Origin of the sequence: uncultured Clostridium sp., from assembly GCF_947072515.1 — a bacterium.
Taxonomy (GTDB): Bacteria; Bacillota; Clostridia; order Clostridiales; family Clostridiaceae; genus Clostridium.
The window spans coordinates 1-22,203 of record NZ_CAMTIG010000023.1; the positions used below are offsets into that span (position 1 = coordinate 1).

General features: G+C 28.6%; 22 protein-coding genes. 21 read left to right on the forward strand and 1 reads right to left on the reverse strand.

Annotation, left to right across the window (positions count from 1 at the left end; genetic code table 11):
* The coding region (locus Q0W06_RS09945) for a ComEC/Rec2 family competence protein (protein ID WP_297634616.1) at positions 1-1,245 on the forward strand (1,245 nt) is incomplete at its 5' end.
* Between the two features lie 8 nt (positions 1,246-1,253).
* A complete protein-coding gene (gene holA, locus Q0W06_RS09950; protein ID WP_297634618.1) occupies positions 1,254-2,294 on the forward strand; it encodes a DNA polymerase III subunit delta in 1,041 nt (346 codons plus the stop codon).
* A gap of 87 nt (positions 2,295-2,381) precedes the next feature.
* Here holA and rpsT read toward each other — a convergent pair whose 3' ends face one another.
* Positions 2,382-2,645: a 30S ribosomal protein S20 gene (gene rpsT / locus Q0W06_RS09955; protein WP_297634619.1), complete on the reverse strand. Its 264-nt coding sequence runs from the start codon at positions 2,643-2,645 to the stop codon at positions 2,382-2,384.
* Positions 2,646-2,816: 171 nt separating this feature from the next.
* Here rpsT and gpr point away from each other — a divergent pair, with 171 nt between their 5' ends.
* The 19 genes from gpr to Q0W06_RS10050 all read left to right on the forward strand — a co-directional run bounded on the left by gpr (position 2,817) and on the right by Q0W06_RS10050 (position 22,183).
* Positions 2,817-3,791: a GPR endopeptidase gene (gene gpr / locus Q0W06_RS09960; protein ID WP_297634621.1), complete on the forward strand. Its 975-nt coding sequence runs from the start codon at positions 2,817-2,819 to the stop codon at positions 3,789-3,791.
* Positions 3,792-3,855: 64 nt separating this feature from the next.
* On the forward strand, positions 3,856-4,917 hold the full coding sequence (gene spoIIP, locus Q0W06_RS09965; protein WP_297634623.1) for a stage II sporulation protein P: 1,062 nt from the start codon (positions 3,856-3,858) through the stop codon (positions 4,915-4,917).
* A 68-nt stretch (positions 4,918-4,985) separates the two neighbouring features.
* A complete protein-coding gene (locus tag Q0W06_RS09970; RefSeq protein WP_297634625.1) occupies positions 4,986-5,315 on the forward strand; it encodes a hypothetical protein in 330 nt (109 codons plus the stop codon).
* A gap of 152 nt (positions 5,316-5,467) precedes the next feature.
* Positions 5,468-7,273, forward strand: coding sequence for a translation elongation factor 4 (gene lepA / locus Q0W06_RS09975; protein WP_297634627.1), 1,806 nt, complete (start codon positions 5,468-5,470; stop codon positions 7,271-7,273).
* A 152-nt stretch (positions 7,274-7,425) separates the two neighbouring features.
* The gene (locus Q0W06_RS09980) at positions 7,426-7,863 is read left to right on the forward strand and encodes a hypothetical protein (RefSeq protein WP_297634629.1); all 438 of its coding nucleotides are present in this window, start codon (positions 7,426-7,428) and stop codon (positions 7,861-7,863) included.
* 219 nt (positions 7,864-8,082) lie between these two features.
* Positions 8,083-9,207, forward strand: coding sequence for a radical SAM family heme chaperone HemW (hemW, locus tag Q0W06_RS09985; protein WP_297634632.1), 1,125 nt, complete (start codon positions 8,083-8,085; stop codon positions 9,205-9,207).
* 166 nt (positions 9,208-9,373) lie between these two features.
* Positions 9,374-10,405 carry a heat-inducible transcriptional repressor HrcA gene (gene hrcA / locus Q0W06_RS09990; protein WP_297634635.1) on the forward strand — a complete coding sequence of 344 codons (1,032 nt, stop codon included), beginning with the start codon at positions 9,374-9,376 and terminating at the stop codon, positions 10,403-10,405.
* Between the two features lie 22 nt (positions 10,406-10,427).
* Complete coding sequence (gene grpE / locus Q0W06_RS09995) at positions 10,428-11,009, forward strand: nucleotide exchange factor GrpE (RefSeq protein WP_297634638.1); 582 nt, start codon at positions 10,428-10,430, stop codon at positions 11,007-11,009.
* 57 nt (positions 11,010-11,066) lie between these two features.
* Entirely contained in the window at positions 11,067-12,923 is a 1,857-nt protein-coding gene (dnaK, locus tag Q0W06_RS10000) for a molecular chaperone DnaK (protein ID WP_297634640.1), read from the forward strand.
* Positions 12,924-13,029: 106 nt separating this feature from the next.
* Complete coding sequence (dnaJ, locus tag Q0W06_RS10005; protein ID WP_297634642.1) at positions 13,030-14,166, forward strand: molecular chaperone DnaJ; 1,137 nt, start codon at positions 13,030-13,032, stop codon at positions 14,164-14,166.
* Between the two features lie 152 nt (positions 14,167-14,318).
* Positions 14,319-15,260 carry a 50S ribosomal protein L11 methyltransferase gene (gene prmA / locus Q0W06_RS10010; RefSeq protein ID WP_297634644.1) on the forward strand — a complete coding sequence of 314 codons (942 nt, stop codon included), beginning with the start codon at positions 14,319-14,321 and terminating at the stop codon, positions 15,258-15,260.
* Between the two features lie 13 nt (positions 15,261-15,273).
* Positions 15,274-16,023, forward strand: a complete 750-nt coding sequence (locus Q0W06_RS10015; RefSeq protein WP_297634647.1) for an RsmE family RNA methyltransferase — start codon at positions 15,274-15,276, stop codon at positions 16,021-16,023.
* The gene (gene mtaB, locus Q0W06_RS10020) at positions 16,024-17,331 is read left to right on the forward strand and encodes a tRNA (N(6)-L-threonylcarbamoyladenosine(37)-C(2))-methylthiotransferase MtaB (protein ID WP_297634649.1); all 1,308 of its coding nucleotides are present in this window, start codon (positions 16,024-16,026) and stop codon (positions 17,329-17,331) included. It abuts the gene before it with no gap.
* Positions 17,332-17,359: 28 nt separating this feature from the next.
* Entirely contained in the window at positions 17,360-17,704 is a 345-nt protein-coding gene (locus Q0W06_RS10025) for a histidine triad nucleotide-binding protein (RefSeq protein WP_297634776.1), read from the forward strand.
* A gap of 145 nt (positions 17,705-17,849) precedes the next feature.
* Positions 17,850-18,026 carry a 30S ribosomal protein S21 gene (gene rpsU, locus Q0W06_RS10030; RefSeq protein WP_002597939.1) on the forward strand — a complete coding sequence of 59 codons (177 nt, stop codon included), beginning with the start codon at positions 17,850-17,852 and terminating at the stop codon, positions 18,024-18,026.
* A gap of 29 nt (positions 18,027-18,055) precedes the next feature.
* Positions 18,056-18,508: a GatB/YqeY domain-containing protein gene (locus tag Q0W06_RS10035; protein ID WP_297634655.1), complete on the forward strand. Its 453-nt coding sequence runs from the start codon at positions 18,056-18,058 to the stop codon at positions 18,506-18,508.
* Positions 18,509-18,680: 172 nt separating this feature from the next.
* Entirely contained in the window at positions 18,681-18,974 is a 294-nt protein-coding gene (gene yqfC / locus Q0W06_RS10040; RefSeq protein WP_297634658.1) for a sporulation protein YqfC, read from the forward strand.
* Positions 18,967-20,088 (forward strand): sporulation protein YqfD, encoded by a 1,122-nt coding sequence (yqfD, locus tag Q0W06_RS10045; protein ID WP_297634660.1) that lies wholly within the window; start codon positions 18,967-18,969, stop codon positions 20,086-20,088. The genes yqfC and yqfD overlap by 8 nt, the downstream gene beginning before the upstream one ends.
* Before the next feature lie 85 nt (positions 20,089-20,173).
* A complete protein-coding gene (locus Q0W06_RS10050; RefSeq protein WP_297634779.1) occupies positions 20,174-22,183 on the forward strand; it encodes an HDIG domain-containing metalloprotein in 2,010 nt (669 codons plus the stop codon).
* Positions 22,184-22,203 lie beyond the last annotated feature (20 nt).

A 22,203-nucleotide genomic window follows, 5' to 3' on the forward strand; every position in this document is an offset into this window, starting at 1 on the left:
AGTATATTTACTATATTAAGTAACTTTAGAGAAAATATAAATGAAGTATATAAAGAATCTTTAGGAGAAAAGAGGGGAGATTTATTAGCATCTATTGTATTTGGTCAGGATGAGAATTTAAAAGAGTATGATAAAGAGTTAATGAATAAGCTTGGAATTATTCACGCTGTAAGTGTTTCAGGATTACACGTAGGATTAATTTTTTTGATTTTCAAAAAAATTTTTAATAAAGATATTGGAATAATAGGAACCTTTATTTATGTAATTATAACTGGAATGAATTTTTCAAGTATGAGAGCCTTTATTTTGTTATTCTTTATTTATTTAGGAGAAAAAACATATAAAACTCCATATAATATTGGAACATTAGCAGTTTCGGCAATAATAATATTTTTTTATAAACCATATGGAATATTTGATATAGGATATCAATTATCATATGGAGCTACGCTTGGAATTATTTTATTTAATGAAAAAATAGAAGACAAACTTTATAAAATAAACAAATTAGCTAGAGGCCCAATAAGTATAGCATTATCAGCACAAATTTTTGTTTTTCCACTTTTAATAATTTATTTTAAGAGTTTTTCAACAGCATTTATTATAGGAAATATTATTCTTATTCCTATAATAAACCTAATATTAATTTTGGGGATAATAGGAATTTCAACTATTAACATACCTATACTATTTAATTTTATAATATTTTTATTAATGAATACTATAAATATATTTGAAAATTTAAGTAGGATTATTAAATATATAGGTTTTGAAAAAATTTATATGGGAGAAATAGTTGCATATTTTTATTTGTTTGTAATTATGTGCTTTTACTTATATAAAAAAAATATTAAATTTGCAAAATATATGCCAATACCTTATGGAATTTTCTTGTTAATTTCTATATATGGAGTAAATCCTCAAATAACTTATTTAAAAGAAGGTGGAATCCTCTTAAAATATAAAGGTGAAAAAATATTTATGTCTAACAATAAAAAGATTGATGTAGAAGATATATATAATAAAACGGGTGCAAGAATTTTTAGAGGCGAAAACTTAAAGATAGATTCTGAAAAAACTATTAAGACTTATAATAAGGACTTTTTATTGAATATAGATGATAAAATATACTATATAAATATGACAAATGAGAAAAAGGATACAGTATATGATATAATAAATTTTAAAGAAGGAAGAGAAAAGAAAGTAAAGATTTTAAAAAATAAAAAATTAGTTATAGAATAGATTTTAAGGTGATAAATTTGATTAATTTAGAAAATGTATTAAAAGATTTAAAAGACGGAAAAGAGAAAAATTCGTATGTAATATGTGGTCCTGATGAGGAATTAATAAAAGAAGGTATCGATAAGATAGTTAAAAGGTATGTAAGTGGCGAAGATGATTTAAATTTTTCGAAATTTGATGGAGCTACAGTAGAGTTTTCAGAAGTTCAAAATGCTTGTGAAACATTTCCCTTCATGGGAGATAAAAAGGTAGTTGTACTATATAGATGCCCATTTTTAAAAGAAAAGATGGATTCAAAAGCAAAAGCATTTTATAAAGAAATGAAGGAATATTTAAAAGATGTTCCAGAAACTACAGTTTTAATAATGTATTATGTTTTTAATGATAAAAGGGAAAATGTAAAGAAAAATAGAAACTTTTTAGGATTAGAGAAAATAACTACCCTAGTACAAGTTGAAAAATTAAGAAGAGATAGTTTTTATAAAAGGTTAGATGGAATATTTAAATCTCTTGGAGGAAATATAAACACAGTAAACTTAAAGTATTATGCAGAAAAACTTCCTATGAATATGGAGATAGCAAAAAAGGAAGTAGCAAAATTAGTTGATTATACAAATGGTAGGGAAATAACTAAAGCAGATATAGATAAGAATGTTTTAAATAAAAATGATGATGATGTATTTGATTTAGTTGACTTTGTAGCTCAGAAAAAAACTGAAAAAGGGATAAAAATAGTAAATGAATTATTATTTAAATCAGATCAACATATGCTTATTTTAATATCAATACAAAATCAAATAAAAAAATTATATGATTATAAATTATTATTAAAAGAAGGAAAATCTATAGATTTTATACAAAAGCAAACAAGGCTACCTCTTTTTGTTGTTGAGAAAACAGTGAATCAAAGTAAAAAGTTTTCATTTAATCAATTGAAAGAAAGTATGAAATTATGTTTAGAGACGGAAAAAGCATTAAAGAGAACATCTAGAGATAAAAAGATGGAGTTAGAATTATTAATTTTAAATATGGCATTACTGAAAAAATAAAAAAATACCTTACAGTATAAACTGTAAGGTATTTTATTTTTTAAATGATTGAAAAAGTAAATAACCGACCAAAGGTCGGTTTATATACTATGCCATAGCATTTAATTTACTAGCTAATCTAGATTTTTTTCTAGCAGCCATGTTTTTGTGAAGAATTCCTTTAGAAGCAGCCATATCTAAAGATTTAGCAGCAGCTACAAATAAAGTGTTAGCTTCTTCAGCATTATTAGCTTCAACAGCAGTTTCAAACTTCTTTATAGCAGTTTTTAACGCTGATTTAACCATTCTATTTCTTAAAGTTTTAGTTTCAGTAACTTTAATTCTTTTCTTTGCTGATTTTATATTTGCCATTCGTTTCACCCCCTCGAGTTTTTATAGGGTATCGACATAAATTTATATAATTATGTCGAGGTTATATTCAACAAACCATATTATAGCATTGAAAATTTATATATTCAAGTATTAATTTTCAACAAAGAGGAAAAATAAACTTAAATCTATATAATAAAAGGAGAGAAAAATATGATTAACATAAGGACAGACCTAGCTTTAGAGGCTACAGAAAATTATAAAAAAATGAATGAAAAAGAGATGGATGGAATAATTATAGAAGAAAAAGAAACAGAAAATGTGAAGATAACATCTATAAAAGTCGTAAATGAAGAGGGAAGTATAAAAATAGGAAAGCCATTAGGAAATTATATTACTGTAGAAATTTCAGAAAATACTGTGTATGATCCAAAGTTAATGGAGGAAAGTGCGGTTATATGTGGAAAGATATTGAGAAAACTTATAGGAGTGGAAGAAGAAAAAACTGCTTTAGTAGTGGGACTTGGAAATTGGAAGGTTACTCCTGATTCTTTAGGTCCAAAAGTAATGGAAAAAATAATGATAACAAGACACTTAAAAAAAATAATGCCAGAAGAGTTTGATGAAGAAATAAATTCAGTATGTGCGATATCACCAGGAGTACTTGGACTAACTGGAATTGAGACAGTTGAAATTGTAAAAGGATTGGTACAAAAAATAAAGCCATCAGTTGTAATATGTGTAGATTCTTTAGCATCTAGAAAAATAGAGAGAATAAATAGAACTATACAAATAAGTGATGCAGGGATATCACCAGGAGCAGGCGTAAACAATAAAAGAATGAGAATAGACGAAGAGAGCCTAGGGGTTAAAGTAATAGCTATAGGTGTGCCTACAGTAGTTGATGCAGCAACGATTGTAAATGACAGTATGGATTTAATTTTAGAAGAGTTAAGTCAAATGTCAGAAAGAGATGGAGAGTTTTATAAAATGTTAAGTACGATAGATAAGAATGAAAAATCTAAGCTTATAAAATCCTTATTAAAACCTTATTTAGGAGATCTTATGGTTACACCTAAAGAAGTGGATTTAGTTATTGATGGATTTTCAAAAATAATTTCTAAAAGCATAAATATAGGAGTACAGCCAAATTTAGAAATAGAAGAAATAAATAACTTTATGAATTAGAAAAAAACTATAATAATTATGTTAATTCTCTCATATATTGTAAAAGAGATAGGGAGGGATTAACTTGGGTGGAGAAACTAATATAGTAAAAAAGAAGGTATTTGGAGGAATAAATATAGATTTAAGTGTTATGGGACTATTACTAATCTTAATATTATTTTTTGGAAGATGTTTTTATATTATGACTAATAGTTTTGATAGAGGTGCACTTCCTTATGTACAATTATTAAATTATGGATTACCAGTAGTAGAAGAAGTAGCATATAACGAAGAGGACTTTGCAGAAAGTTATACCTCATTAAAATCTGTTGCTTTAGAAGCAATTGGAATTAATGAAGATTATGCATATAAAATTTTAAAAACAGAATTGCCTTATTTAGGTGATAACTTAATTGCAGATAGTGGAGAAGTACCAGGATATGATGATTTTAAATTAGGTGATGATTCAGTTGCAAAATATGATAAAGAAGAGCAAAGTCAATATGAAGAAGAACTAAAAGAAGCATTAAAAACTAAAAAACCTAAAATATTAATAGTAAATACGCATACGACAGAAAACTATGCTGAATCAGGAGGAAAATTTACTACTAACAAAAATCATAGTGTAGTAGGGGTTGCTGAAGTTATAGAGAAAGAATTAAAAGAAAAGTATGGTGTAGATATTATATTTGATAAAACAGTTCATGATGTTTCGTATAATGATGCGTACAAGAGAACACAAGAAACTTATAAAAGATATGTTGAGAAATATGGAAATAACTTTGATATGGTAATAGATCTTCATAGAGATGGAACAAAGAGTACTAATAAAAAACCATTTTATGCAAAAGTAAATGGTGAAGATGCAGCTAAGATAATGTTTGTTAATAGTAAAAGCTCTCCATACTTTGCACAAAATGATAAGATGGCAAGAGAGTTAATAAAAATAACAAATAAATTATATCCAGGACTTAATAGACAAAATGAGCCATGGACGTATAATACGGGAATATATGGATTAGCTCAACAAGTAGCAAAAAATTCTGTAATAATTGAGGTAGGAGCAAATATAAGTACAACTAAGGAAGCACAAAAATCAGGTGAATATATAGCAAGAGTAATAGCAGAATATTTAAAAGAAAAATAGTGGTGTATATAAATAGAAACAGATGTCAATCCTTCTAAAGAGAGAACTCGCTTTAGGAGGATTGATTTATGAAAAAGAAAAAAGTTCTAGTAAGTATATATTTTTGTGCTTTAGTTTTAGTAATGACTGTAGCACTATTAAATATAAATAAAGAAAATACAAGTGCATTATCACCACTTGGAGTATCGGCAGATGAAAATTTCCAAATGGTTAGTGAAGAATTTGGAAAAGATTTTGAAAGGTTTATTCAAGATAAAGTAGCAGTTAAAACCTATGAAGAGGAAGATGGTATCTTGATAAAGTTTGGAGAAGTAAATTTAAAATTAAAGAATAGCTCTAAATTGATAGAAGCTATAGGAGATAGATTTAATAGTATAATAGAAACTATTACAGGATAGAATAAATTTATAAAAATTTAATAGAGCAGTTTCGAGAGTTTAACAAAATACTCACACATTAGAGCTAAATTATGTTATAATTTAGCTTGATTTTATAAATGGGGGTGAAAGAGACTGCTTAATACATAAAAGAAGGGCAGTTTTATATATATATGAAAAATGATAGACAAAAATTTATAAGAAATTTTTCCATTGTAGCGCATATAGACCACGGTAAGTCAACCCTAGCAGATAGGCTATTAGAAATAACAGGAACACTTACAAAAAGAGAAATGGAAGAACAAGTTTTAGATAATATGGAGATTGAAAGAGAAAGAGGAATAACTATTAAATCTCAAGCAGCTAGACTTATATACAGAAGAAAAAATGGAGAAGAATATACTTTAAACCTTATAGACACTCCAGGGCATGTAGATTTTACATACGAAGTTTCAAGAAGTTTAGCAGCTTGTGAAGGTGCTGTATTAGTAGTTGATGCAACACAAGGTATTCAAGCTCAAACATTAGCTAACTGCTATTTAGCTTTAGATAATGATTTAGAAATAACTCCAGTTATAAACAAAGTAGATCTTCCATCTGCAAGACCAGAGGAAGTAAAAACAGAAATTGAAGATGTTATAGGAATAGTTGCAGAAGAAGCACCTATGATATCAGCTAAAACAGGACTGAATGTAGAAGATGTTTTAGAAGCTGTAATTAGAGATATACCAGCACCATCAGGAGATGAGGAAGCACCACTTAAAGCTTTAGTATTCGATTCTTATTATGACACTTATAAAGGTGTTGTATCTTATGTAAGAGTTAATGATGGAGTAGTTAAGCCAGGAACTAAAATTAAATTTATGGCAACTGACAAGGTGTATGACGTAACAGAAGTTGGAGTATTTACACCAGGATTATATCCAATAAACGAATTAAGAGCAGGAGATGTTGGATATATTACTGCATCTATAAAAAATGTAAAAGATGCTAGAGTTGGGGATACAATTACTGAAAAAGGTAGAGAAACTGAAAAAGCACTACCAGGATATAAACCAGCAATACCAATGGTATACTCAGGAATATATCCAGTAGATGGAGCAAAATATGAAGAACTTAAAGAAGCATTAGAAAAACTACAAATAAATGATGCTGCCTTAAACTTTGAACCAGAAACATCAGTAGCATTAGGATTCGGATTTAGATGTGGATTCTTAGGACTTCTTCATATGGAAATAATTCAAGAAAGAATTGAAAGAGAATTTAATCTTGATATTATTACTACGGCACCATCAGTTATATATAAAATAAAGAAAACAAATGGAGAAGAATTAGATATTACAAATCCAACTAACTTACCTCCAATGACAGAAATTGATTATATGGAAGAGCCTATAGTAAAGGCGTCTATAATAACACCTACAGAATACGTAGGATCAGTTATGGAGTTCTGTCAAGAAAGAAGAGGAACATATATTGATATGACATATATGGAAGAGACTAGAGCTGTAATAAACTATGAAATTCCGTTAAATGAAATAGTATATGATTTCTTTGATACTTTAAAATCAAAAACTAGAGGGTATGCATCTTTAGATTATGAATTTAAAGGGTATGTAAGAGCTAACCTTGTAAAACTTGATATTCTTTTAAATGGAGATGTTGTTGATGCACTTTCAATGATTGTACCAGAAGAAAGAAGTTATCATAAAGGTAGAGGAATTACAGAAAAACTTAAAGAAATAATTCCAAGACAAATGTTTGAAGTACCAATTCAGGCTGCTGTTGGATCAAAAATCATAGCAAGAGAAACAGTTAAAGCTATGAGAAAAGACGTATTAGCAAAATGTTATGGTGGAGATATTTCAAGAAAAAGAAAGCTTTTAGAAAAGCAAAAAGAAGGAAAGAAGAGAATGAGACAAGTGGGAACAGTAGAAGTTCCACAAGAAGCATTCATGTCTATATTGAAAGTAGATTAAATAAATTAGAGCCTAAAATTTTAGGCTCTATTTTTTTTGATTCTAAAAGTTACAAAAAGAAGACAAATGTTGACAAAGTATAGAATTTTCACAAATCTTAAAATTTCTATGATAGAATAAAATTAAGGAACTAAGAAAGAGAGGATACGAAAATGTTTTTAAAAGAACTAAATAATGATGAAAAGAGAGCTTTTGCAAATTTAATATATAAATTAGCAGAAATCGATAAGAAACTAGCAAAAAATGAAAAGAAATTAATCAAAGAATATCTAAAAGAATTAGAAATAAAGGAAGATGGATTCTCAAAGTTAAGTTATAACGAAATAATGTTTGTTTTGACTAAATCAACAGATAGAAAAAAGAAAATAATTTATTTTGAATTATTAGGATTAGCTTTAGTTGATGGGAATTATGAAGAAAAAGAAATAGATTACTTAGATAAGGTAGCATCAGAATTAGGACTTACAAGAGTAAATAAAATAGCATTTGCGAACTTCTTCTATAAATTTAAAGTTAAACACAATGTTCCAATTATAAAAACTGAAGGAAAAGAAATTAATTTAGAAAGTGAAGCTGAAAAGCTATTTTAATATGAAAAATCATTGTTTATACAATGATTTTTTTTTGCTTAAATATAAAATTGAAAATAAAGAAATAAAAATAAAGGGTTTTTAGTAAGGAAAATTAAAAAAATAAATTAAGATATAAATACTAAATTTAAAGTGTTTTTATGATAGACTTATGGATAAGATAAGTTTGAAAATATAAGATCATACTTAAAAAATAATAGAAAGAGTAGAGGAGTTTTTATGGAAAAAGATAAATTGTTATATGTACATATTCCTTTTTGTAAGCAAAAATGTTTTTATTGCGATTTCCCATCATTTTCACAAATAGATGATTTAAGAACAGATTACTTAAAGGCTTTAGAAAAAGAATGTGAAGAAAGAGTAGAAGGAGAGTTTTCGTCGCTTTTTATTGGTGGAGGAACACCGAGTTATTTAGAGAACGAAGAACTAGAAATTCTATTTAATATAATAAAGAAGATAGATTTTAAAGAAGGTGCAGAAAAAACAATAGAATGTAATCCAGGGACAGTTACTAGAGAAAAATTAATGATAATGAAAAATGGTGGAATAAATAGAATAAGTTTTGGATTACAAACAACAAATAACAGTTTGCTAAAAGAAATAGGAAGAATTCATACATTTGAAGCATTTGAAGAAAACTTTAAATTAGCAAGAGAAGTTGGATTTGATAATATAAATATAGATTTAATGTTTGGATTACCTAATCAAACTTTAGCGGATTTAGAAGAAACTCTTAAAAGAATAATTAAGTTAAATCCAGAACATATTTCATTTTATAGTTTAATAATAGAAGAAAGAACAGCATTTTATAAATTATATGAAAAAGATTTATTAAATCTTCCAACAGAAGAAGTTGAAAGAGAAATGTATAATATGGGAAAAGACTTATTAGAAAGCTTTGGGTATAAACAATATGAATTTTCTAATTATGCAAAAGAAGGAAAAGAATGTTTTCATAATATAGGGTATTGGAAGTTGAAAGAATACCTAGGGGCGGGATCTTCTGCAAGTTCATTTTTAGATAATAAGAGAATTAAAAATATTTCAAATGTAAAATCATATATAGAGGGAGTATTACATAAAGGAAATTATATTGATGAAATTATAGATAATAGTGAAAGAGAATCTATTGAGGAATTTATATTCTTGGGATTAAGAATGAATGAGGGAATAGATAAAAATGAGTTTGAAGAAAAGTTTTGTAAAAAAATAAATGAACTATATAAAGAAGAAATTATTTCTAACATAAAAAAGGGGTTACTTGTAGAAACTAAGGACAAGATAAAGTTAACTAAAGAAGGCATAGAAGTATCAAATTATGTTTTAAGTGATTTTGTTGAATAGAGAAAATAAGAGAAAAACATAGAAAAAAAGAGTAAATAAAGAATAAATTAAATTAAAAAGCTAAAAGAAGCAATAAGATTATTGACAAAAATTATAGAAAAGAATATATTTTAAATATAGTCATTAGCACTCGAGCTTAATGAGTGCTAACAAAAGAGGTGATGTTATGATTATTGATGATAGAAAAATAAAAATACTTCAAGCTATTATCAATGATTACATTAATACAGGAGAACCTGTTGGCTCAAGAACAATCGCTAAAAAATACGACTTAGGAGTTGGACCTGCCACTATCAGAAATGAAATGGCTGACTTAGAAGAGCTGGGGTTATTAGAACAACCTCATACATCTGCTGGAAGAATACCATCAAGCAAAGGTTATAGAATGTATGTAGACAGTATGATGGGAAATTCAATTTTAAGTAAAGAGGAAGAACTTAGAATAAAAGAGTATGTAATTGATTCTGCAATGCTAGAGGTTAGTAAGATAGTTAAAAATGCAAGCACATTGCTTTCAGAATTAACCAATTTAACCTGTGTTGTAAAAACTCCATCAATGAATATGTGTAGAGTAAAAGCTATACAATTAATGAAAGTTGATATGGATAATTTACTTTTTGTAGTCATTACAAATAGTGAAATGATTAAAAATCATTTAATTAAAATTAAAAAGATGCCTTTAAGTGAAGATATTAACTCTCTAAATAAATTATTAAATCAAAGGTTAAAAGATTTAACTATTGATGAAATAAATTTAGAAGTAATAAATAACTTGAAAAATGATTTAGAAGGTCATGAAGAACTATTTAATGCTATTCTACCAACTCTTTATACATGCCTGAAAGAAGAAGATTCAAAGGAAGTGTTTATGGAAGGAACAACAAATATATTCAATTATCCTGAATATAATGATGTTCAAAAAGTAAAAGAAATTCTTTCACTTCTTCACGATAAGGAATGTGTACTTGAACTCATAGAACCACAAAAAGATATCACTATAAAAATTGGTGAAGAGAATTTCATCCCCGAAGCTAAAGAATGCAGTATAATATCTGCTGAATATTCTTTAGGTGATGGTGCTAAAGGAACAATAGGACTTATAGGACCAAGGCGAATAAATTATTCAAAAGTTGTAGCTATAATGGCACAAGTTATGAAGGAATTAAATAAAACCTTAAGAGGGGATTTAGATAAATAAAAAAAGAGGTGTTAATACGTAGATGAGTAAAGAAAAAGATAAGTTAGAAAAAGATTCAGTAGAAGAAACTGTAGAAGAAACTACTGAAGATGAAGAAGTAGAAAACACAGAAGAACAAATAGAAGAAGAAACTACTGAAGATGAAATTTCATTAGTAAAGAAATATAAAGATGAAAATAAAAAATTAGCTAATGAAAATGAAGCTTTAAAAGAAAGACTTCTAAGAATAACAGCAGAGTATGATAACTATAGAAAAAGAACTGCTAAAGAAAAAGAAGGTATATATGCAGATGCATATGTAGATGTATTAAAGGAAATAGTACCTAATATTGATAATATAGAAAGAGCTATATCATCAGAAGGTGATCTAGAAGCTTTAAAACAAGGTGTTGAAATGACTTTAAAAGGATTCAAAAATTCTTTTGAAAAATTAGGAGTATCAGAAATTGATACAGAAAATGGATTTGATCCTAACTATCATAATGCAATAATGCATGTTGAAGATCCTGAACTTGGAGCTAATGTAGTTGCAGAAGTTTTCATGAAGGGTTATAAAAAAGGCGATAAAGTTATAAGACATTCAATGGTTAAAACAGCTAATTAAAAATAAAAATAAAAATGGATTATAAAGTAGAAAGTTACTTTTAAGGAGGAATATATTATGGCAAAAATTATAGGAATTGACTTAGGAACAACAAACTCATGTGTTGCAGTTATGGAAGGTGGAGAACCAGTAGTTATAACAAACTCAGAAGGAGCTAGAACTACTCCATCAGTAGTATCTTTCCAAGCAAACGGTGAAAGATTAGTAGGGCAAGTTGCTAAAAGACAAGCAATTACAAACCCAGATAAAACTATAATCTCAATTAAAAGACATATGGGAACTGATTATAAAGTAAAAATAGATGACAGAGATTACACACCACAAGAAATATCAGCAATGGTACTTCAAAAATTAAAAGCTGATGCTGAAAGTTATTTAGGAGAAACAGTAACTCAAGCAGTTATTACTGTTCCAGCTTACTTTAATGATGCTGAAAGACAAGCAACTAAAGATGCTGGTAGAATAGCAGGATTAGAAGTATTAAGAATAATAAACGAACCAACAGCTGCATCATTAGCTTATGGTTTAGATAAAACTGATAAAGATGAAAAAGTTTTAGTTTATGACTTAGGTGGAGGTACTTTTGACGTATCTATCTTAGAACTTGGAGATGGAGTATTTGAAGTATTATCAACTAATGGAGATACAAAATTAGGTGGAGACGACTTTGATAATAAAGTTATGGACTTCATAGCTGATACATTTAAAGCTGAAAATGGAATTGATTTAAGAAATGATAAAATGGCTCTTCAAAGATTAAAAGAAGCAGCAGAAAAAGCTAAAATAGAATTATCATCATCAACTCAAACAAACATCAACTTACCATTTATCACAGCTGATGCAACAGGACCAAAACATATTGACTTAAACTTAACAAGAGCTAAATTCAATGAATTAACTCATGATTTAGTTCAAAGATCAATAGAACCAATGAAAAAAGCAATAAATGATGCTGGTATTTCATTAAAAGAAATTGATAAAATAATCTTAGTTGGTGGATCAACAAGAATTCCAGCTGTTCAAGAAGCTGTTAAAAACTTTACAGGACAAGAACCTTCAAAAGGAGTTAACCCAGATGAATGTGTTGCTATAGGAGCTGCAGTTCAAGCAGGTGTACTTACAGGAGAAGTTAAAGATGTATTATTATTAGATGTTACACCATTAACATTAGGAATTGAAACTTTAGGTGGAGTAGCTACTCCATTAATCGAAAGAAATACAACTATCCCAGCTAAGAAGAGTCAAGTATTCTCAACTGCTGCAGATGGTCAAACTTCAGTTGAAATTCACATAGTTCAAGGTGAAAGACAAATGGCTGCTGATAACAAAACTTTAGGAAGATTTACTCTTTCAGGAATTGCACCAGCTCCAAGAGGAATTCCTCAAATCGAAGTAACTTTTGACATTGATGCTAACGGTATAGTTAAAGTTTCAGCAATGGATAAAGGAACAGGAAAAGAAGCTAACGTTACAATTACAGCTTCAACTAATCTTTCAGATGCAGATATAGATGCAGCAGTAAAAGAAGCAGAAAAATTTGCTGAAGAAGATAAGAAAAGAAAAGAAGGAATAGAAGTTAAAAATAATGCAGAACAACTTGTTTATCAAACAGAAAAAACTTTAACTGAACTTGGAGATAAAGTTTCAGCTGATGATAAAGCTAAGATTGATGCTAAATTAAATGAATTAAAAGCAGTTAAAGATGGAGAAGATTTAGAAGTTATCAAAAAAGCAACTGAAGAATTAACTCAAGAATTCTATGCTGTATCATCAAAATTATATGGTCAACCAGGAGCTGAAGGTCAACCAGGGGCTGAAGGATTTGATCCAAACAATATGGGTGGTGCAGGACAAAGCGCTCCTCAAGATGATAATGTTGTAGATGCTGACTTTAAAGTAGAAGACGATAAATAATTCTTGTAACTAAGATGAGTAATCTTATATAATACTAAAGGGAAGGCAAAAAGTCGTCTTCCCTTTTGTTAAATTTAAAAAATAAATTTGGTGGTGGAATAATAAAATGGCAGATAGAGATTATTATGAAGTATTAGGTGTAGAAAAAGGTGCATCTGATGCAGATATTAAAAAGGCATTTAGAAAGCTAGCTATCAAATATCATCCAGATAAAAATCAAGGTAATGATGAAGCACAACAAAAATTCCAAGAGATAAATGAGGCATATCAAGTACTTTCAGATCCAGAAAAGAAATCTAGATATGATCAATTTGGAACAGCTGATTTTGATGGAAGTTCAGGATTTGGCGGAGGTGGCTTCGGTGGAGGCGGCTTCGGTGGCTTTGATATGGGAGATATTTTTGATAGTTTCTTTGGTGGTGGCTTTGGTGGTGGCGGATCATCAAATGCTAGAAGAAATGGTCCAAGAAGAGGAGCAGATCTTGAATATACAATAAGATTGACTTTTGAAGAAGCTATAAGAGGTGTAGAAAAAGAAATTTCTGTAACAAGAACAGAAAACTGTGATACATGTAGTGGTTCAGGAGCAAAAGCAGGAACAAGTCCAAAAACTTGTCCAAATTGTAATGGAACAGGTCAAGTAAGAGTTCAAAGACAAACTCCACTTGGAAGTTTTGTTACTCAATCTGAATGTGATAAGTGTAATGGAACAGGAAAAGTTGTAGAAGAACCATGTCCAGATTGTAAAGGAAAAGGAAGAGTAAGAAAAAATAGAAAAATAAAAGTAAATATTCCAGCAGGTGTAGCTACAGGAAATGTAATGCCACTTAGAGGTCAAGGTGAACATGGTGTTAATGGAGGACCAGCAGGTGATTTATATGTAAAAATCATGGTAACTCCATCAAAAGTCTTTACTAGAAAAGGTGCAGATGTTCATATAGAGACACATATAAGTATGGCTAAAGCTGCTCTTGGTACAGAAATAACTGTTGAAACTATAGATGGAAATGTTAAATATACTATTCCAGAAGGAACACAATCAGGAACTGTATTTAGATTAAAAGGAAAAGGTATAGCTAAAGTTCAAGGTAGTGGACGTGGAGATCAATATGTAAAAATTGTAGTTGATATCCCTAAAGGGTTAAATGACAAAGCTAAAGAAGCTTTAAAAGCATTTATGGAAGCTACAGGAGAAGAAGTAGATAAAGAAGCACATAAAAAGAAAGGCTTCTTTTCAAGATAGCAAAAAAAGGTAGTTAGAAATAACTACCTTTTTTAATGTATAGAAAAATATGAATTTGTTTATTCTTTAATAAGAGAAGCTAGACAGAAAGGGCGCATAAGTGTAAAATAAAGTATTAGTATAATTACATAGATGAAAGGAATGAAGCATTCATGGAAGGAACATGGACTGAGATAAAAATAAAGACAACTAGCGAGGCAATTGAGCCAATTTCAGGTATATTTTATGGCTTAGATTGTAAAGGGGTATCAATTGAAGATCCAAATGACATATTAGGTAGAGAACAAGGTCCTTTAACATGGGATTTTGCAGATATAAATGTATTAGAACATAAAGGTGAATTTGCTGTAGTTAAAGGATATTTTGCAGAAGAAGACAATTTAGACGAAATATTAGCTTATGTAAAAGAAAAAGTAGAAGAAATAAAAGAGTTTGGAATAGATGTTGGAGCTGGAACAGTTGAAATGTCTAAGACTCAAGAAGAAGATTGGGCAAATAACTGGAAGAAATATTATAAACCTTCAAAAATAAGTGATAAATTAGTTGTAAAACCTATATGGGAAGAATATACAGCTAAAAATGATGAACTTATTATAGAGTTAGATCCAGGAATGGCTTTTGGAACTGGAGATCATGAAACTACAAGTATGTGTCTTAAAGCATTAGATAAATATGTGAAAAAAGATAGTGTTGTTTTTGATGTTGGATGTGGTTCAGGAATATTAGCAATAGGAGCTGCTAAACTAGGAGCTAAAAAAGCAGTAGGAGTAGATTTAGATCCTGTTGCAGTAGAATCAGCTAAAGAAAATGTTGGATATAACAATTTAGATAATATAGAAATTGTTTATGGTAACTTAGTAGAAGTTATAGAAGGAAAAGCTGATATTGTAGTTGCAAATATCCTTGCAGAAATAATATGTATATTAGTAGATGATGTAAAAAGAGTATTAAAAGAAGATGGGTTATTTATCACATCAGGAATAATTCATGAAAGAGTAGATATGGTTACATCAAAATTAGAAGAAGCTGGATTTATAGTTACTGAAATCAATAAAGATGGTGAATGGAACTGTATAGTTGCTAAATTAAAATAGGGAGGGAAATTGTATGCATAAATTTTTTACTTCGCCAGACCTTATTGTAGATTCAAGTGCAAGAATTCTTGGTGATGATGTAAAGCATATATATAAAGTCCTTAGATTAAATGAAGGCGAAATAGTTAAGCTAAATGATTGTAATGGAAATGAGTTTTTAGCAAATATAACAAATATAACAAAAACAGAAGTAGAATTAGAAATAATAGAAAAACTTGATATTGATAATGAAAGTGGAGTGGAAATAACTCTTTTTCAAGGTCTTCCTAAAGCGCAAAAGATGGATTTAATAGTGCAAAAAGGAACGGAACTTGGAATAAAGGAGTTTATACCTGTATTAACAAAAAGAGTTGACATTAAACTAAAAGGCGAATTTAAGAAACTAGATAGATTAAATAGAATTGCTTTAGAAGCTGCAAAACAAAGTAAGAGAAGTATTATACCTAAAGTGATGGAACCTATAGAATTTGAAGAATTAATTAAAGGTATTAAAAATTATGACTTAATAGTAGTTCCTTATGAAAATAAGGATAATTTTGGTGTGAAAAAATTAGTATCAGAAATTAAAGATAAAGATTCTATAAAAACTATAGGTATAGTAATTGGACCTGAAGGTGGCTTTGAAGAAAGTGAAATAGAAACACTAGAAAAAAATAATGCGAAAATAATAACATTAGGAAGTAGAATATTAAGAACTGAGACAGCAGGATTTACAGCTACTTCACTAATTCAATATGAGTTTGGTGATTTAGGAGGAATTTAAATGAAAGTAGCATTTGCAACACTAGGATGTAGAGTTAACGTATACGAGTCAGAAGCTATGACTGAAAAATTTATAAGAGAAGGATATGAAGTTGTAGACTTTAATGAAAAGGCTGATGTGTATGTTATAAATACATGCTCAGTGACAAACATGGGAGATAAAAAATCAAGACAGATAATAGGAAGAGCGAGAAGACAGAATGAAGATGCAATAGTTGCAGCTGTAGGATGTTATTCTCAAATCGCACCAAAAGAAGTATCTGATATAGAAGGTGTGGATGTTGTTCTAGGAACAAGAAATAAAGGTGATGTAGTTTATTATGTAAATAAGGCTAGAGATGAGAAAAAGCCTCAAATTGAAGTTGGCGGAGTTTTAAAAAATAAAAAATTCGAAAACTTAAAAATTGAAGACTACAGAGATAAAACTAGAGCCTTTTTAAAAATTCAAGATGGATGTAATAGATTCTGTACGTATTGCTTAATTCCATATACTAGAGGTGCGGTATGTTCAAAGGACTTTAAAGTAGTATTAGATGAAATTAAAAAGCTTGCAGAACATGGATTTAAGGAAATAATCTTGTCTGGGATACATACTGCATCTTATGGATTAGATTTAGAAGGAAATGTAGATTTAATCTCTTTATTAGAGGAGATTGAAAAGGTTGATGGAATAGAAAGAGTAAGAATAGGTTCAATTGAACCAGCATTCTTTACACCAGAAGTAGTTGGGAAAATAAAGAATATGAAAAAACTTTGTCCTCAATTCCATTTATCTCTTCAAAGTGGATGTACAGAAACTTTAAAAAGAATGAATAGAAGATATACAGCTGATGAATATGAAGAAATAGTTAATATTCTTAGAGAAAATATTAAAGATATTTCTATAACTACAGATGTTATAGTTGGTTTTCCAGGAGAAACTGAGGAAGAGTTCAACACAACATATGAATTTTTAAAGAGAAATAAATTAACAAAGACTCATGTATTTAAATTTAGTCCAAGAACAGGAACAAAGGCTTATGATATGGAAAATCAAGTAGATGGAAATATCAAAGAAGAGAGAAGTAAAAAACTTATTGAATTAAATGACTATAATGAAGGGATGTTCAGTAAGTCTCTTGTAGGAAGAGATATGGATGTTTTAATAGAGAGAGAAGTTAAAGGGATGCCAGGCATTTTTGAAGGTTATACAAGAAATTATGTTAAGGTTCATATTAATGGATGCTCTTTAGAAAATGTAGGAAAAATAATAAATGTTAAAATTTTAGAAGATAAGGGTGACTATTGTATAGGAAACGTGGTAGAATAGATAAGTAGAAAAAATTAAGGAGGTGAAAATTGTGGATTGTATATTTTGTAAAATAATAAATGGTGAAATACCATCAAAAAAGATATATGAAGATGATTTAGTTTATGCTTTTCATGACATAAGTCCAGAAGCACCAGTTCACTTCTTAATTGTACCTAAAAAGCACATTGAAAGTGCTAATTTTATAAATAGTGAAAATTCCAAATATATATCACATATATTTGAAATTATAAATAAGATAACTAGTGAGCTCAACATTGGAGAAGGTGGTTATAGAATTGTCAATAACTGCGGAGTTGATGGAGGGCAAACAGTTAATCACTTACATTTTCATGTCTTAGGTGGCAGAAATTTAAAGTGGCCACCGGGTTAAAATGATAAGTTTACTCTTATAAAAAATAAGTTTAATCTTATTGTTGACAGAGGGTATATAACTGTTGTATAATTTAGCGTGTGTTATTAAGCCCGTAGCTGAGTTGAAATTTATTAATTTAAGCTAGCGGAGGGAGGGATAATGAATGTCAGAAATAAAAGTTGGAGAAAACGAAACTCTTGAAAGTGCATTAAGAAGATTTAAGAGAAAATGCGCAAGAGCTGGAGTTCTTACTGAAGTAAGAAAAAGAGAACACTACGAAAAACCAAGTGTAAAAAAGAAAAAGAAATCAGAAGCTGCTAGAAAGAGAAAGTTCAAATAGGATTTCTTTTGAAAGAAGGTATGAAATAGATGCCAGAAATAAAAGTCAGACTTCAAGATGATTGGAAAAATGCTTTAAAAGCAAAAGACAAGTTTAAGTCAAGTGTTTTAAGCACAGCAAAAGCTGCTATACTACAAGTTGAAAAAACTGAAGGTATTACAGTAGATGATGCTAAGGCAATTGAAATACTTGCAAGAGAAGTCAAGCAGAGAAGAGAAGCTATGCTTGAATTTGAAAAAGGTAATAGACAGGATCTAGTTGATTCAAATAATGAAGAAATTAAAATCTTGCTAAATTACCTTCCTCAGCAATTAAGCAAACAAGAAATATTACAAATAGTCAAAGACTCAGCAGAAGAAGCGGGTGCAAATTGCATGAAAGACATGGGAAAAGTAATGGCATTAGTAAGACCTAAAACTTTAGGGAAGGCTGATGGTAAGCTTGTAAGTCAAATAGTTAAAGATTATTTAAGTAATAAATAGCAGAAGGGTTCATTAGAACCTTTTTGTTATGAGTGAAGAAGATAAAGAATTATTCTTTATCTTCTTTTTTTTATTTGTAAAAAACATAGAAGATTAACCTTTGTTATTTTATATCATAAATTTAATTTTTTGAACATAAAGTACTATGATAGAAATAATAAAAGGAGAAAATATGGAAGAGAAATTAAATGAGAAAAAAAAGTCTATACTAAAAAAGATTAATATCCCAAGAGAAGTGTTAACAGGGGAACCTAAAATATCGATAATAGGAAAAGAAGAGATTAAAATAGAAAATCATAAGGGAATAAAAAAATTTGATGAAAATGCAATTATATTAAACTCTAATATTGGAGAAATAAATATAGAAGGGAAAAATTTTGAGATACTTTATATTGAAGAAGAAACAATAATCATTAGTGGAATTTTTATAGGAATTTTTTATGGGGAAATGAGAAAAAATGAATAATGTTAGATATAAAATACGAGTTGAAGTAAATACATTAAAAATAGAAGAGATACTAAATAAATGTATAGTAGATAGAATTCCACTAAATAATATAATAAGACATAATAGAGCGTTGATTACCTTTGAGACCTTCTATGAAAATTATGAAGATCTACGTAAGATTGTAAGGCGATATGGAGGAAAGATAAAAATCATTGAGGAAAAAGGAAACATAATAAAAATAAAAAAAATAAAGAAACGATTTAGTTTATTTATAGGAGCTCTTTTATTTTTAATGTTAATTTTTACTCTTTCAAGTTTTGTGTGGGCCATTGATATAGAAACAGAAAAGAATTTATCATCTTTTGAGATAAGAGAAATTCTAAATGAATTAGGAGTAAAACAAGGAATAAGTAAAAGAAAGATAAATGTATATGAAATAGAAAAAGAAATTGAAAATAAAAGTAATGAGGTGCTTTGGGTAAGGACTAGAATAGAGGGGTCTACTTTGAAGGTGGTTTTAAAAGAAAAAGTTAATCCTCCAAAAGAAGAAAATATACTTGAGGAAAACATCTATGCAAAAATGGATGGAGAAATAAAGAGAATATATTCAGAAAAAGGAATCGCTCTAGTAAATAATGGAGACATAGTGAAGAAGGGAGATGTATTAATTTCAGGTGATGTGCCTTTAGGTGAAGGTGAGGAACGGATAAGTTCAAAAGCGCTGGGGAAGGTAATTGCTAACACTTTCTATACAAAGGAGATAGATGTTAAAGTTTCAGGAATAGAATGGGTAAGGACTGGGGAAATTGATAAAGATATATATATAGAGATTTTAGGAAAGAAAATTTATTTTAAAAAAGCCTCTAAATCATTCCAAAAATATGATAAAATAGAGAGTAATGATGGTATATTAAATAAAACTACTTATCATGAAAAAACAGAAAATGAGATAAAAATTAATAGAGAAGAAATTGTTAAAAGTTCAATAGAATCATTAGAAAAATTGTTAACAAAAGATCTTTCAATAGACGCTAAAATAATAGAAGTGAAAAATCAAATTTTAGATTTAGATGAAGGAAAAATAAAAATAATTGTTGAGTTTACTGTAGAACAAAATATAGCAAACAGATAAACTAGTGTTTTGATGAGAAGGTGAGAGCTTGAAGAAAAAAATAAAGCTAAATACAAATATAAAAGAAAAAAATTTGCGAATAGTGATGTATATCATAAGCTTTATAATAATATATGGAATTCTTATAACAGCTATTGCACCAAAAGAATATGATTTAAAGGTAGGAGATATAGCAAGAGTTACGATTAAGGCTCCTAGAGATACAATAGATCAAATAGCAACAAAGAGAAATCAAGAGGTAGCAGCTAAGAATGTAGATAAACAATATACATTAAAAAGTGAAGTTGAATCTCAAGTTGAAGAATCAATAACAAATATATTAAATAAAGTGATAGATGTAGAGCAGAATGTGCCAAAGGAAAGTGATCAATTAAAAGAACTTTTAAGCCTTCCTAATACAGGCTTAAATTCGAATAATTTTCAGACTTTATTAAATTTATCTCAAAATGAAATAAAGGATTTAGAGTTTAACGTTCAATCAGTTATTAAGTCTGCATATGCAAATAATATAGCAGAAGATAATCCAGCAAGCTTAAATAATGCAATAGATATAGTAGAAGACCAAGTAAATGCATTAAATCAGAGTATAGCTGTTAAGAATGTACTAAAACAAATGATAATTCCTAAAATACAACCTAACTTCTTTTATGACAAAGTAAAAACAGAAGAAGCTATACAAGAGGCTGAAAAAGCAGTTCCTAAAGTTGTGATAAAGAAAAATCAAACTATAGTAACAGAAGGGGAACCAGTTACAGCAGAACAAATAGCAATATTAAAAGATTTAGGATTAATAGATCAAAGTGGAGGAGCAAGTGTAATAATATTATATGGAGTCTTAGCATTGTTTACAGCACTTATATTATTTATAAAACATTTATATATTTATAAGAGTCATAGAAATGTATTTAATAATAGCAAAATGTTAATAATGATAAATACTATAAGTATATTAAGCTTTATATTAGCAAGAATCGTATATGTTATATCGCCCTATGCAATACCATTAGCTTGTGCACCTATACTAATTACATTATTAGTAGATTATAGAGTATCAATTGTGGTAGCTAGTCTAGATGTAATTGTTATTGGAGCAATTGTTAACTTTAATCCACAAGTAATGATGTTAGGTATATTAAGTACTATTATTGGAGCTACTTCATTAAGAAAAATGCAACAGAGAAATGATATACTATATTCAAGTATAGGATTAATTATAATGAGTGCAATCTTAACATTCTCTACAGGATTTTTATTATCAAATAATTTAAGTGAAATATTAATTTTAAGTTTAGCAGCGGCAGGGGGAGTGGTATTCTCTGCAATATTAGCAATTGGAGTATTACCATTTTTTGAATCAGGATTTGATATAGTAACTAATCTTAAATTGTTAGAGTTATCTAATCCTAATAACCCATTATTAAAGAAATTATTAATGGAAGCACCAGGAACATATCATCATAGTATGTTAGTTGCAAATTTAGCTGAAATGGCAGCAGAGGATATACAAGCAAATCCAGTTGTTGCAAGAGTAGGTGCATATTATCATGATGTTGGAAAAACTGTTAGACCATATTTCTTTAAAGAAAATCAAATTGGTAAAGAAAATCCACATGATAAAATTAATCCGAATTTAAGTACATTAATAATTTTATCTCATGTAAAGGATGGGTTAGAGCTTGCAAAAGAATATAAGCTACCAGAAATAATACAGGATATGATAGTTCAACATCACGGAACAACTCTAGTAAAATATTTTTATTATACTATGAAAAATTCTGCTGAAAATCCTGATGATGTAAAAGAAGAAGATTTTAGATATCCAGGACCTATACCAAATAGTAAAGAAGCCGGGATACTAATGCTAGCTGATAGTGTAGAGGCAGCAGTTAGATCTATTTCAGAGCCAAGTAAAGGAAAAATAGAAGAGATGGTAAATAATATAATTAAGGATAAATTATATTCAGGGCAATTAGATAATTGTGATTTAACATTAAAAGATTTAGAAAAAATAAGAAAATCTTTCCTTAAAGCTTTAAATGGGATATATCATCAAAGGATTGAATATCCAACAGAAAAAGTAAAAACTTTAAAATAAACAAAAAAAGGGGGAGGTTT